The 12,502-nt window shown below is 52.0% G+C and carries 13 protein-coding genes and 1 tRNA gene; 10 read left to right on the forward strand and 4 right to left on the reverse strand.

What is annotated here, in order from left to right:
- Positions 1 to 271: 271 nt before the first annotated feature.
- From ACP3TC_RS06200 to ACP3TC_RS06210, 3 genes are all read right to left on the reverse strand, one after another.
- Positions 272 to 1,531 (reverse strand): tyrosine-type recombinase/integrase, encoded by a 1,260-nt coding sequence (locus ACP3TC_RS06200; protein ID WP_311972912.1) that lies wholly within the window; start codon positions 1,529 to 1,531, stop codon positions 272 to 274.
- 179 nt (positions 1,532 to 1,710) lie between these two features.
- Positions 1,711 to 1,785 (reverse strand) — tRNA-Arg (locus ACP3TC_RS06205).
- A gap of 74 nt (positions 1,786 to 1,859) precedes the next feature.
- Positions 1,860 to 2,792 (reverse strand): formate/nitrite transporter family protein, encoded by a 933-nt coding sequence (locus ACP3TC_RS06210; RefSeq protein WP_426817791.1) that lies wholly within the window; start codon positions 2,790 to 2,792, stop codon positions 1,860 to 1,862.
- A gap of 250 nt (positions 2,793 to 3,042) precedes the next feature.
- On the opposite strand from ACP3TC_RS06210, the gene ccmA reads away from it, so the two are divergent.
- The 10 genes from ccmA to mlaA are packed head-to-tail and all read left to right on the forward strand — an operon-like array spanning position 3,043 to position 10,809.
- Positions 3,043 to 3,660: a cytochrome c biogenesis heme-transporting ATPase CcmA gene (ccmA, locus tag ACP3TC_RS06215; RefSeq protein WP_313852975.1), complete on the forward strand. Its 618-nt coding sequence runs from the start codon at positions 3,043 to 3,045 to the stop codon at positions 3,658 to 3,660.
- A complete protein-coding gene (gene ccmB, locus ACP3TC_RS06220) occupies positions 3,660 to 4,319 on the forward strand; it encodes a heme exporter protein CcmB (RefSeq protein ID WP_426818244.1) in 660 nt (219 codons plus the stop codon). The genes ccmA and ccmB overlap by 1 nt, the downstream gene beginning before the upstream one ends.
- A 59-nt stretch (positions 4,320 to 4,378) precedes the next feature.
- The gene (locus ACP3TC_RS06225; RefSeq protein WP_313852973.1) at positions 4,379 to 5,122 is read left to right on the forward strand and encodes a heme ABC transporter permease; all 744 of its coding nucleotides are present in this window, start codon (positions 4,379 to 4,381) and stop codon (positions 5,120 to 5,122) included.
- Positions 5,119 to 5,346, forward strand: a complete 228-nt coding sequence (ccmD, locus tag ACP3TC_RS06230; protein WP_426817792.1) for a heme exporter protein CcmD — start codon at positions 5,119 to 5,121, stop codon at positions 5,344 to 5,346. The genes ACP3TC_RS06225 and ccmD overlap by 4 nt, the downstream gene beginning before the upstream one ends.
- A 2-nt stretch (positions 5,347 to 5,348) precedes the next feature.
- Positions 5,349 to 5,837 carry a cytochrome c maturation protein CcmE gene (gene ccmE / locus ACP3TC_RS06235; protein WP_426817793.1) on the forward strand — a complete coding sequence of 163 codons (489 nt, stop codon included), beginning with the start codon at positions 5,349 to 5,351 and terminating at the stop codon, positions 5,835 to 5,837.
- Positions 5,834 to 7,789 carry a heme lyase CcmF/NrfE family subunit gene (locus ACP3TC_RS06240; protein WP_426817794.1) on the forward strand — a complete coding sequence of 652 codons (1,956 nt, stop codon included), beginning with the start codon at positions 5,834 to 5,836 and terminating at the stop codon, positions 7,787 to 7,789. The genes ccmE and ACP3TC_RS06240 overlap by 4 nt, the downstream gene beginning before the upstream one ends.
- Positions 7,786 to 8,343 carry a DsbE family thiol:disulfide interchange protein gene (locus ACP3TC_RS06245; RefSeq protein WP_313852968.1) on the forward strand — a complete coding sequence of 186 codons (558 nt, stop codon included), beginning with the start codon at positions 7,786 to 7,788 and terminating at the stop codon, positions 8,341 to 8,343. Before ACP3TC_RS06240 ends, ACP3TC_RS06245 begins: the two co-directional genes overlap by 4 nt.
- The gene (locus ACP3TC_RS06250) at positions 8,340 to 8,807 is read left to right on the forward strand and encodes a cytochrome c-type biogenesis protein (RefSeq protein WP_313852966.1); all 468 of its coding nucleotides are present in this window, start codon (positions 8,340 to 8,342) and stop codon (positions 8,805 to 8,807) included. Before ACP3TC_RS06245 ends, ACP3TC_RS06250 begins: the two co-directional genes overlap by 4 nt.
- Complete coding sequence (ccmI, locus tag ACP3TC_RS06255) at positions 8,804 to 10,024, forward strand: c-type cytochrome biogenesis protein CcmI (protein ID WP_313852964.1); 1,221 nt, start codon at positions 8,804 to 8,806, stop codon at positions 10,022 to 10,024. The genes ACP3TC_RS06250 and ccmI overlap by 4 nt, the downstream gene beginning before the upstream one ends.
- Positions 10,025 to 10,047: 23 nt before the next feature.
- Positions 10,048 to 10,809 (forward strand): phospholipid-binding lipoprotein MlaA, encoded by a 762-nt coding sequence (gene mlaA / locus ACP3TC_RS06260; protein ID WP_313852962.1) that lies wholly within the window; start codon positions 10,048 to 10,050, stop codon positions 10,807 to 10,809.
- Positions 10,810 to 10,890: 81 nt separating this feature from the next.
- Here the strand turns inward: mlaA and fadL are convergent, their stop codons facing one another.
- A complete protein-coding gene (fadL, locus tag ACP3TC_RS06265; RefSeq protein ID WP_313852961.1) occupies positions 10,891 to 12,168 on the reverse strand; it encodes a long-chain fatty acid transporter FadL in 1,278 nt (425 codons plus the stop codon).
- Positions 12,169 to 12,502: the final 334 nt, after the last annotated feature.

The following is a 12,502-nucleotide window of genomic DNA, read 5'->3' on the forward strand; positions in this document are numbered from 1 at the left end:
TGATAACATTAAACGTAACAGTGGTCATTGATTTAATATAGCACTTTTTAAAACTTTAAAAGATTTGAAACCATATGAGGGGATTAGTGGATATGAAAAATGGTATAAATAAACTGACTAATTGCAGATTCGTGTTCTGTATAACAAGCATATTTACTGTTTATTAAGATTGTTTTCGCTTTGCCTATAAGTGCTATATATTATTTTTTAGGTTTTCATAGCCCCCACTGAGGAGACCATTACAAAATATCAATTGTGTGTGACTTGAAACTCACCGAATTGCTTGATGATTTGAGAAGGAAAAAGGTGTAAGTGCTTCTTCTTTACAAACTTCCAGATAGTCAGCCCACCATTGCAACATGAGTCGCCGTTCTTCCAAATGCTCCGCTTTATGTATGTAAGCAGCCCGGACACTGTTGCGTTCCTGGTGGCTCATTTGTCTTTCCACAGCATCTTTCGACCATAATCCCGATTCGATTAAGGCACTACATGCCATAGTCCTGAAACCATGCCCGCAGACTTCTACTTTCGTATCATAGCCCATTGTCCTGAGCGCTTTGTTGACAGTGTTTTCACTGATAGGTTTGTCGTCCCCAGTAAAACTGATAAACATAAGTTCTTTGTCACCACTGATCGAGTGAAGCTCTTCCAAGAGTGCTTTAGCTTGTGTGCTTAGTGGAACCAGATGTGGGGTTTTCATCTTTGCCCCTCTTGCAGAATATTTTACCCCGTTCATAGGTTTTCGCTTTCCGGGAATAGTCCACAATGAGTTCTTCAGATCAACTTCTGACCAGCGGGCAAATCGCAATTCACTCGAACGGACAAAGGTCAGGAGTGTTAACTGCACTGCAATTTGAGTAATACCTTTTCCTTTATAAGCTTCCAGTCTATTCATCAGTTCTGGCAAGCGCTCTAAAGAAAGGGCAGGGCGATGAACACTTTTAGTGGAAACAACAGCACCAGCGAGGTCGTTTGCAGGATTCTGTTCAATCAACGCATTGTGAACGGCATACCTCATTACCGCCGTAATGCGCTGTTGTAAGCGGGAAGCCAGTTCATGGTGTCCAGAAGCTTCTGCTTTTTTTAAAGGAACCAATAAATCACGAGTTTTTAGTTCGCTGATATTACGTTTGCCGATGACTGGGAACACATGGGAAACAAGGCTGTTCAAAACAGTTGTTCTATGACTGTCTGACCAGGTTCTGTTACTGGTATGCCATTCTCTGGCAACTTGCTCAAATGTTAGCAAGCCTTTGCTCTCAATCTTTTGCGCTTTTCGCTTTTCACTTGGGTCTACATGGTTTGCAATGAGCTGACGGGCTTCATCTCTTCTTCGTCTGGCTTCTGACAATGAAACCTCTGGATAAACACCCAGTGCGAGAATTTTCTGTTTACCAGCGAAGCGATACTGAAAACGCCAATACTTGGAACCACTTGTGGTGATCAACAGGTGCATACCATTACCGTCTGTCAATTTGACAGGTTTATCAGAAGGCTTTGTATTTCTTACTGTTAACTCAGTTAGCGCCATACTAAAAACCCTCTTCTGATGGTATATGCATTATCGAACTTAAAATACCAACATATGTACCAACAAAACAGCGTGGATTTTGAAATATGACGGTGTACGTTAATGGGCTACAAATGGAAGGTAAGTGTTTGAAGTTGAAGAGTTGACTAGACTTTAAAATACTTAGGTGGGCTAACATATGGCGTCCCCTGCAGGAATCGAACCTACAACTAGCCCTTAGGAGGGGCTCGTTATATCCATTTAACTAAGGGGACGAGGACGGGCAGTATAGCGCATTTTTACACGCAGATTAACTACTTACCCGTCCAATTGCTTATTCTGTCGCCAGTCAGGACTGACTATTTTCTTCTGATTGCTCTTCGCGCTCTGCTTTGCGTTTTTTCGCTGCCGCTTCTGCCTTGGCTTTCTGGCTAATTTCATTACGAATTTGCGCATGGCTGATCAGCGCAAAAATAAAGGTTCCGCCAATAATATTGCCAGCCAGCGTCGGCAGCGCGAAAGGCCAGAAAAACTCATACCACGGGATCGTGCCGTCAAATACCAGATAGAGCACCTCGACCGAACCCACCACGATATGGGCTAAATCGCCCAGCGCCACCAGCCATGTCATCATAATGATTACCACGATTTTGGCTGCGCCGGCTGAAGGGAACATCCACACCATTGTGGCGATAATCCAGCCTGAAACCACTGCGTTAGCAAACATTTCGGCAGGCGGGTTGGCCATCACTTTTTCACTGATATGGGTAAAGGCTTCACGCGTGGCGTCGTCGAAAATAGGCATATGATTAAATGCCAGCGCGGCCAGCCCGGTGCCAACAATATTGCCCATTAATACAATGCCCCACAGGCGGAGCAGCAACAGAAAATTGCTGCCGGTAGGTTTGTGCATAATCGGCAGCACGGCGGTTACGGTATTTTCCGTAAACAGTTGTTGGCGTGCCATGATGACAATGACAAAACCAAAGGTGTAGCCGAGGTTTTCCAGCAAAAATCCACCGGGAAGGTCGCCAAGGTGTACCTGGAAAATCCCTTTGGCCATCAGCGAAGCGCCCATTGATAAACCCGCGGCAATCGCCGACCACAGCAGGGCCATGCCGTCGCGTTCCAGCTCCTTTTCGCCGTCTGAACGAATTTGCTCATGAACAGCTGCCGCAGCCGAAGGTAACTCTTCCTCATCTACTTCAATTTCTTTTCCCTGTTCACTTTCTTCACTCTCTACTTCTACATCATCCAGTTGATTTTTATCTTGCTGCGCCATGATTTTCCTCGGTGATAGCTGACGTTACGCTCTTTAAGCGTAGTGGGTTTTTATCACCGTGATAAAATGTAACCTTAAGTTATAAGAAGGGTAACAAAGCTTTAACTTTGGGTTATTTTTAAGCAATAAAAGGTGCAATTGATGGCATATCCATCATAACGCCAGGGTCAATAAGGGCGATCGGGCTGCGAAGTAATGCTCCCTTATGTTATTATTCTGATCTTAATTATTCTGTGTGACTCTCTCCCCGATGCTGGAAGCTAAAAATCTGACATGTATCCGCGATGAACGATTTCTGTTTAGCGACCTGAGTTTTCTGGTTTCAGCAGGCGATATCGTGCAGATCGAAGGACCGAACGGAGCCGGTAAAACGTCGTTGCTGCGTTTGCTGGCTGGGCTTAGCCGGCCGGAAAGCGGTGAGGTGCTGTGGCATCAGCAGGATATTCGCCAGCAGCGCGATCGGTGGCATAGCGAATTACTCTATCTCGGCCATCAGCCGGGAGTTAAAGCGGTATTAACCCCGCTGGAAAATCTTGCCTTTTATCATGCCGGCTGCGATGAAGATCAACTGTTTGCCGCGCTGGAAGCAGTAGACTTGCTCGGATTTGAAGAGCTGGCGGTGGCTCAGCTTTCCGCCGGACAGCAGCGGCGTGTAGCGCTGGCACGTTTATGGTTGAGTCGCGCCAAATTATGGATTCTTGATGAGCCACTGACGGCTATCGATAAATCAGGCGTAGAAAAACTGATGTCTCTCTTTTCACAGCATGCGCAGCAGGGTGGGGCGGTGATTTTAACCACGCACCAAGATCTGCCCGATGCGTTTCAGACGGTGCGCAAAATTCAGCTGACCGCTGCGGAGGCGGTGTGATGCTGTGGCGGGTAATAATGCGCGAGCTGCAAATCGCCTTTCGCAGTGGTGCTGAGATTGTCAATCCCCTGTGGTTTTTCCTGATTGTCATCACCCTGTTTCCACTCGGCGTTGGGCCGGAGCCTCAGCTGCTGGCGCGTATTGCCCCCGGCATCGTCTGGGTTGCCGCATTGCTTTCTTCACTGTTAGCGCTTGAGCGACTGTTTCGCGACGACTTTATGGATGGCTCGCTGGAGCAATTGTTGCTGTTGCCAACGCCGCTGGCGATTACCGTGCTCGGCAAGGTTATCGCGCACTGGCTGATCACCGGTTTACCGCTGCTGCTGCTGTCGCCTCTGGCGGCCCTGCTGCTGTCGCTGGATTTTGCCAGCTGGCGCGCGATGGCGCTGACGCTGTTACTGGGCACGCCGACCTTGAGTTTTCTCGGCGCGATTGGCGTGGCGCTGACGGTTGGACTGCGCCGCGGTGGCGTGTTGTTAAGTTTGCTGGTGTTGCCTCTGGCGATTCCGGTACTGATTTTTGCCAGTGCGGCAATTGATGCCGCCGGTCAGGGATTAGCGATTGACGGTTATCTGGCGATCCTCGGCGCGATGATGGTTGGCAGCGCCACGCTGGCTCCATTTGCCACGGCGGCAGCACTGCGCATCAGCCTGCATTAACGGCTGTCGCAGCATGATAATAACGACAACTTTTTTTATTTTATTGTGAGCAATTAAACATGTGGAAGTGGTTACATCAGCTGGCGAAGCCGGAGCGGCTTTATCAGTTATGTGGGCGACTGGTGCCCTGGTTTACCCTTGCTGGTCTGGCATCCCTGCTGCTCGGTTGGATATGGGGCTTCGGCTTCGCACCGGCGGATTATCAGCAGGGTGACAGCTATCGCATTATCTATATTCACGTGCCGGCCGCCATGTGGTCGATGGGTATTTATGCCTCAATGGCTATCGCGGCGTTTGTTGGGCTGGTGTGGCAGATCAAAACCGCCGATTTGGCAGCGGCGGCGATGGCACCGGTTGGTGCGGTGTTTACCTTTATCGCACTGGTAACCGGTTCCGCCTGGGGTAAACCGATGTGGGGAACCTGGTGGATCTGGGATGCGCGACTGACTTCCGAGCTGGTGCTGCTGTTCCTTTATATGGGCGTGATAGCGCTTTACAGCTCCTTTGAGGATCGCCGCGTGGCCGGGCGCGCCGCCGGGATACTTATCCTGGTCGGGGTGGTAAATATCCCGATTATTCATTACTCGGTTCAGTGGTGGAATACTTTGCATCAGGGGTCGTCCGGCGTGCTGCAACAGGCCATTGCGCCAAGTATGCGCACCCCGCTGCGCTGGTCGATTCTTGGTTATCTGCTGGTGTTTATTGCCCTGACGCTGATGCGCTTGCGTAATCTGTTACTGCTGACCGAACGCCACCGTCCATGGGTGGCAGACGTGGCGGCAAAGGGAGGGCGCAAAGCATGACGCCGGCTTTCTCATCCTGGCAAGCATTCTTCGCCATGGGCGGCTATGCCTTTTATGTCTGGCTGGCCGTCTGTTTCACCGTGATCCCGCTGATCGCGCTGTTTATTCACAGCGTGCTGCAACGCCGTCGGTTACTGGCTGAAATCCGCCAGCGCCAGTCACGTGAACGTCGTATCCGTGCGGCAAAAACAAAAAAAGCCGTCACTGAAGCGGCAGGAGAGTAACAGTGAATACCCGTCGTAAGAATCGCCTGTATCTGATACTGGCGATACTGATTGGCCTTGGTCTGGCGACCGCGCTGGTAATGTACGCCCTGCGATCGAATATTGACCTGTTTTATACACCCAGTGAAATTATTAATGGCAAAGGTGCGGCGCAGGAAAAACCTGAATCCGGTCAGCGCCTGCGCGTTGGCGGCATGGTGATGCCGGGCAGTGTAAAGCGTGACCCGCAGACGCTGCGTGTCTCTTTCAAACTGTATGACGCCAACGGGGTAGTCAGCGTCAGTTACGAAGGCATTTTGCCGGATCTGTTCCGTGAAGGGCAGGGGGTAGTGGCTCAGGGCGTGCTGGAATCAGGCAACCAGATCAATGCCAAAGAAGTGCTGGCTAAGCATGATGAAAAATACACTCCGCCGGAAATTGAAGACGCGATGAAGCAGAATCATCAGCGTCCTGCAGATGCCTATCAGCCAGCACAAGGTGGTCAGTCATGATCCCTGAAATTGGCAGTTTTCTGCTTTGTCTGGCGCTGGCACTTTCGCTGCTGCTGAGTATCTATCCGCTGTGGGGCGCATCGCGCCAGGATGCGCGGCTGATGGCGCTGGCGCGCCCGCTGACTTACGGGCTGTTTTTCTGCATTGCCGCCGCCTTCGCGATACTGGTTCATGCTTTTATCGTCAATGATTTCAGCGTGGCTTATGTAGCGACCAACTCCAACACCCTGTTGCCGGTTTATTACCGTATTGCCGCCACCTGGGGTGCGCATGAAGGTTCGCTGCTGCTGTGGGTGCTGCTGTTAAGTTGCTGGACGCTACTGGTGGCGCTGTTGAGTCGCGGTATGCCGCTGGATTCCATTGCCCGCGTGCTGGCAGTGATGGGAATGATTAACCTCGGTTTTCTGCTGTTTATCACTCTGACATCCAATCCGTTTACCCGCACGCTGCCGGATATTCCGATTGATGGTAATGATCTGAATCCGATGCTGCAGGATATCGGGCTGATTTTCCATCCGCCGCTGCTGTATATGGGCTATGTCGGATTTTCGGTGGCGTTTGCGTTTGCGATTGCTTCGCTGATGGCGGGTCGGCTGGATACCGCGTGGGCGCGCTGGTCGCGTCCGTGGACTACCGCCGCGTGGGTGTTTCTGACCATTGGTATCGTGCTGGGCTCGGCCTGGGCTTACTATGAGCTGGGCTGGGGCGGCTGGTGGTTCTGGGATCCGGTTGAAAACGCTTCATTTATGCCGTGGCTGGCTGGTACTGCACTGATTCACTCACTGGCGGTGACGGAAAAGCGCGGCACTTTTAAAGCCTGGACGGTATTGCTGGCAATTAGCGCGTTCTCGCTTAGCCTGCTGGGCACCTTCCTTGTTCGTTCCGGCGTACTGGTTTCGGTGCACTCTTTTGCCTCCGATCCGGCGCGCGGCATGTTTATTCTCGCCTTCCTGGTGATTGTGATCGGCGGTTCGCTGCTGCTGTACGCGGTGAAGGGCGGGAAGGTGCGCGGTCGGGTGCTGAACGAGCTTTGGTCGCGCGAGTCGTTTCTGTTGGGCAACAACGTGTTACTGGTCGCCGCCATGCTGGTGGTGTTGCTGGGAACGCTACTGCCGCTGGTGCATAAGCAGCTGGGCCTCGGCACGATTTCTATCGGTGAACCCTTCTTTAATACCATGTTCAGCTGGCTGATGGCTCCGCTGGCGCTGATGCTCGGCATCGGGCCGCTGGTCCGCTGGCGTCGTGACGAGCCGCAAAAACTGTGGAAACGGCTGGCGCTGGCGCTGGTGGCAACGCTGGCGTTATCGGTGCTGCTGCCGTGGCTGATGCAGGACCGTATTGAAGCGATGACGGTGGTGGGGCTGATGATGGCGCTGTGGGTGATTATTCTGACGCTGATGGAGTTGCATGAGCGTGCCACCCATCGCCATAGCTTCTTTAAAGGTTTAACTAAACTGTCGCGCAGCCACTGGGGCATGGTTCTGGGCCACCTTGGCGTTGCGGTAACGGTAATTGGCATCGCCTTTAGTCAGAATTATAGCGTCGAGCGCGACGTGCGGATGAAAGCTGGCGACAGCGTTGATATTGATAACTATCACTTTGTTTTCCGCGATGTGCGCCAGCTGAATGGCCCGAATTACAGCGGCGGCGTGGCGCTGATTGACGTCACCCGCAACGGTAAACATGAAGCGACGCTGCATGCGGAAAAACGGTTTTACAGTGTGACCCGTTCAATGATGACCGAAGCGGCCATTGACGGTGGATTAACCCGCGATCTCTATGCGGCGCTCGGTGAAGAGCTGGGCGACAACTCATGGGCAGTGCGCATTTACTTTAAGCCGTTTGTGCGCTGGATTTGGTTCGGTGGCCTGTTTATGGCATTAGGCGGCATTCTTTGTCTGCTCGATCCGCGCTATCGCTCGCGTAAAAAAGTTCAGCAGGAGCCCGCATGAACAAAAAGATTCTTTTTATTCCGCTAATTCTGTTTCTGCTGCTGGCAGCGGCGCTGCTGTCTCAGCTGTCGCGCAATGCCGATGGTGAAGATCCTACGCTGCTGGAGTCGGCATTAATTGGCAAACCGGTACCGGTATTTAAGCTGGAGTCGCTGGATCAGCCCGGTAAAACTTACGATCAGGCCGTACTAAACGACGGCAAGCCGATTTTGCTGAATGTCTGGGCCACCTGGTGTCCGACCTGTCGTGCTGAACATCAGTATCTTAACTCGCTGGCCCGGCAGGGTATTCGGGTCGTCGGGCTGAACTATAAAGACGATCGCAATAAAGCAGTGAACTGGCTGAATACGCTGGGTAATCCCTATGCGTTGAGTCTGTATGACGGCGACGGCATGCTGGGACTGGATTTGGGCGTCTATGGCGCGCCAGAAACCTTCCTGATCGACGGCAACGGCATTATCCGTTATCGCCACGCCGGTGATATGAATGAGCGCGTCTGGCAGCAGGAAGTGAAACCGCTGTGGGATAAATACAGTCAGGAGTCCGCTTCGTGAGATCGCTGATGACACTGCTGGTGGGAATGCTGTTGAGTTTCAGCGCGTTTGCCGCCATCGATACCTGGCAATTTGATTCGCCGCAGCAAGAACAGCAGTACCGCGAATTGACGGAATCGCTGCGCTGCCCAAAATGTCAGAACAACAGTATTGCCGATTCCAACGCGATGATTGCCGCCGATATGCGCCTGAAAGTTTATCAGCTGACGAAGCAGGGGCAGAGTAAACAGCAGATCACCGATTATATGGTGGCGCGCTACGGTCATTTTGTGACTTATCAGCCGCCGCTGACGCTGTCCACGCTGATTCTTTGGGCAGGCCCGGCGCTGTTTGTGGTGATGGGGGCCTTAGTGATTATCCTGCGCAGCAGAAAGCGTCAGCCGTCGCAGCAACAGCAGCGATTCGATGCCGCCGATCAGCAGCGTCTTGATGAGCTATTGAAGAATAACAGGAAGCAACCATGAGCGTGTTTTGGCTAACCCTTGGCGGGTTGTTGTTGGCGGCCAGTGCATTACTGCTGATTGCTGGCTGGCGCAGCCGTAATGCCAGCGCCGACGATCGCGATACCCTGAATAAAGCGTTTTATCATCAGCGTTTACAGGAGCTGGAACAGGATGAAGCGCAGGGCGTGGTGGCAGAACGACCTGAAATGGTGCGCGAGTTACAGCAAACGCTGCTGACTGATATTCCGGCTGGCCAGCAGGCGCAGTCGCGCAGCGTCAGTCGTTGGGTATTGCTGCCGGGCGTGCTGGTGATTTTTATTGTCAGCCTTGGGCTCTATTTTAAAGTCGGCGGCCTGCCACAGTTAATGGTCTGGCAGCAGATTAATAACGATCTTCCTGCGCTGCGTGCCCGGGTAATGGACCCGAACGGCAAACCGCTGACGATGGAAGAACTGGCGCGTCTCGGCCTCGGCATTCGGAGCGAGCTGCAAAACGATCCGCAAAATATTAATGACTGGCTGATGCTGGGAAGAATTGGCATGGTGCTGAATAATGCCACAACCGCCAGCCAGGCATTTCAGCATGCGCTGCAACTCTCACCGAACGACGCCGGGATTAAACTCAGCTACGCTGAAGTACTGACCCGCTCCAGCGATCCGCAGGATAATCGTGAAGCCGAACTGCTGCTGCAACAGATGTTGCAGGCGGATAAAAACGATCTGCAGGTGCTGGGCTTGTTGGCATTTAATGCTTTCCAGCAGCAACAATACGATCGCGCCATCAGTTTCTGGCAGCAAATACTGACACTGCTTCCGGCGGGCGATCGCCGCGTGGAGAGGGTTCAGCGTAGTATCGAGCAGGCGAAAACTGATTCCGGCAAGCAATCCAGTAAGCTGGCTGTTACCGTCAGTCTGTCGGCAGAGGCAGAAAAAATGTTACATGAAGACGGAGTATTGTATATTTCTGTTTCTGACGGTGTTTCACCGGTTCCGGTGGCGGTGAAAAAACTGCCGCTGAGTCATTTTCCACTATCGCTGACGCTTGATGACAGCAATGCCATGATGCCCGAGCGTCTGCTTTCGGCGCAGCATCAGGTGCAAGTACGCGTGCGCATCTCGCGTGATGGCAGCGCGAATCCTCAGCCGGGTGACTGGCGGGGGGAAAGCGCTGTGACGCCATTCGACGGTCATCAGCAGCTGGCGGTAGAGATTAATCAGCTGGTTCAAAGCACCAGATAATCTATCAGTACAGGGAGAACAACATGAATTACCGCCTGACGGGATTGGCACTGGCAAGTGTGCTGCTGGTTGGCTGTGCCAGTTCCAATGACGCGAACGAGCCGCAAGGGCGTTCCGATCCGCTGGAAGGTTTCAACCGTACCATGTTTAACTTCAACTATAACGTGTTGGATCCGTATGTGGTGCGCCCTGTAGCCGTAGCATGGCGAGATTACGTGCCAGCGCCGGCGCGTACCGGGTTGGGAAACTTCCTCGGTAACCTTGATGAGCCAGCGGCGATGGTCAACTCCTTCCTGCGTGGTGACCCGTATCGCGGTATGGTGCACTTTAACCGTTTCTTCCTGAATACCATTCTCGGTATGGGCGGCTTTATTGACGTCGCAGGCATGGCTAACCCGAAACTGGCGCGTGAAGAGCCACAACGTTTTGGTGGCACGCTGGGTGCCTGGGGTGTCGGCTACGGTCCGTATGTTGAATTACCGGCCTATGGCGGCTTTACGCTACGTGAAGATGGCGGTGATTATGTTGATACCGTGTATCCGGCATTGAGCTGGCTGACCTTCTGGATGTCGGCAGGCAAATGGGTGCTGGAAGGGGTAGAGACACGTGCTCAACTGCTGGATTCCGACGCGATGCTGCGCAATACCAGCGATCCTTATGCCTTTGTGCGTAACGCTTACTTCCAGCGTCATGACTTCCTGGCAAGTGGCGGTAAGCTGAGACCGATGGAAAATCCGAACGCTGCGGCGATTCAGGACGATCTGGACGATATCGATTCGCAATAGGTCAATTATTCGACGTCCTGCAAACAGCATACTTTGAGAAAGGGAGCCGATATAACGGCTCCCTTTTTGTATTGACTCAAATCAGAAGCGGTAGTTCAGGTTAGCGCCATACAGCCAGGCTTTGCCTTCAGATTCGAAGGTGTACGGGCCTTCTTTCACCGTTACGTGCTGGCCGTGCATATAGGAAACACCGACGTCGACCGAAGCATCCTGGTTAATAGCGTAGGAAGCACCAGCGCTTAACCACAGACGATCCTGGTCAGGAATAGAGATTGAACGTTTATCGGCTGGCACCGGGCTGTCATCAAAGGCGATACCGGTACGGAAAGTCCAGTTGTCGTCATAGAAGTAGCTGGTACCCAGCGCGATGCGGTAAGCATCTTTAAAGCCTTCATCTTTCTGGAAAAGCGTCTGGCCATTGTTACCGGTGGCTTTCAGCTCCTGGAACTGGCTCCAGCTGGTGTAAGCCAGGCTGTAGTGAACCGCCCACTGTGGTGCGACTTTATGGTAACCCGACACTTCCCACATTTCCGGCAGGTTCAGCGTCAGAGAACCCGGTATGGTATTGCCGTCGGTGCCGTAAGGCAGGCCAAGCAGACCGCCAATCGGGTTGATTGCTGATGGCAGATCGCTTTTATAGTCACCGTCGAAGTCGATTTTAACTTCTGAGCGATAGGTAAAGCCAAAGCGGTTTTTGTCATCCACTTCATACAGAATACCGGCGTTCCAGCCGTAGCCCCATTTATCGCCTTTCAGGTGAGCAATCTGGGTATCAGGCGCAAGACCCAGCTGTGAGCCTGCTTCACCGGCGTAGCGCTCAATTTTTGCTTTGGCATAAACCGCGTCAAATCCGACACCAAAACTGAAGTGTTCATTCAGTCGATAAGCGGTGCTGATATTAAAGTTACCGGTCATCAGGTCAGTGGTACCGGCGAAACCGCCCGCGGCATAGCCTTTATTAAATTCGGTTGCCAGGCCGTAATTACTGGTAATGGATGCGCCAACCCACCACTGATCGTTAATCGGCTGCACATAGTGAATATTCGGTACCCACTGCGTTGGCGCAATATTATCGGCTTTCAGACTGGCGCCTGAACTGCTGGTGCCATCAATATTGACATCAGGGTCGATAAATACCGCACCGATCGAGAATTCTGGACGATTCATTAGTGCCATGGTTGCCGGGTTACGGCTGGCTGAGGCTGCAGTATCTCCCATCGCACCTTCGCCAGAATATGCGCGACCTAAACCAATCGAGGAGAATTCATTGAGCTGAAAGCCCGCTGCATACACCTGAGAAGAGACTAATGCTACTGCAGCTGCCACAGCTGACTTTGCAAACAGGTTCTTATGGTTCATGACCACAACCTCATTATCTGATTTTTATTAAACTCTGTTACGAAGCGTAACAAGGATCGCGGATTGTAGGGACTGACAGTCTGTTAACAAATCAGACCAGTGCGCCAAGTATAGGGCTGACAGGTATATATGTTGCAATCTTGTTTTCAAGATATTGTCAAAATGATGTGTGAAATAAGATCTGCTTAACAAAAAAGGGACGATTGAAATCTTCGTAAACATTCAGATTTGTCATGGATCAAATTTATCTGTGATATTCGTCACTGTACGCGCTTCAGGTCGACTAAATCTGGTTGCGTTAATAAGGCAGGAGTAAACTATTGCATAGTGAATT

Origin of the sequence: Winslowiella sp. 2C04, from assembly GCF_050037805.1 — a bacterium.
GTDB classification, from domain to species: Bacteria; Pseudomonadota; Gammaproteobacteria; order Enterobacterales; family Enterobacteriaceae; genus Erwinia; species Erwinia toletana_A.

Excerpts from the sequence above, each read along its gene's own strand:
- mlaA (WP_313852962.1), top strand. The coding sequence starts at position 10,048 with ATGAATTACCGCCTGACGGGATTGGCACTGGCAAGTGTGCTGCTGGTT.
- ACP3TC_RS06210 (WP_426817791.1), bottom strand. The coding sequence starts at position 2,792 with ATGGCGCAGCAAGATAAAAATCAACTGGATGATGTAGAAGTAGAGAGT.
- fadL (WP_313852961.1), bottom strand. The coding sequence starts at position 12,168 with ATGAACCATAAGAACCTGTTTGCAAAGTCAGCTGTGGCAGCTGCAGTA.
- ACP3TC_RS06245 (WP_313852968.1), top strand. The coding sequence starts at position 7,786 with ATGAACAAAAAGATTCTTTTTATTCCGCTAATTCTGTTTCTGCTGCTG.
- ccmI (WP_313852964.1), top strand. The coding sequence starts at position 8,804 with ATGAGCGTGTTTTGGCTAACCCTTGGCGGGTTGTTGTTGGCGGCCAGT.
- ccmB (WP_426818244.1), top strand. The coding sequence starts at position 3,660 with ATGCTGTGGCGGGTAATAATGCGCGAGCTGCAAATCGCCTTTCGCAGT.
- ccmA (WP_313852975.1), top strand. The coding sequence starts at position 3,043 with ATGCTGGAAGCTAAAAATCTGACATGTATCCGCGATGAACGATTTCTG.
- ccmD (WP_426817792.1), top strand. The coding sequence starts at position 5,119 with ATGACGCCGGCTTTCTCATCCTGGCAAGCATTCTTCGCCATGGGCGGC.
- ACP3TC_RS06200 (WP_311972912.1), bottom strand. The coding sequence starts at position 1,531 with ATGGCGCTAACTGAGTTAACAGTAAGAAATACAAAGCCTTCTGATAAA.
- ACP3TC_RS06240 (WP_426817794.1), top strand. The coding sequence starts at position 5,834 with ATGATCCCTGAAATTGGCAGTTTTCTGCTTTGTCTGGCGCTGGCACTT.
- ACP3TC_RS06225 (WP_313852973.1), top strand. The coding sequence starts at position 4,379 with ATGTGGAAGTGGTTACATCAGCTGGCGAAGCCGGAGCGGCTTTATCAG.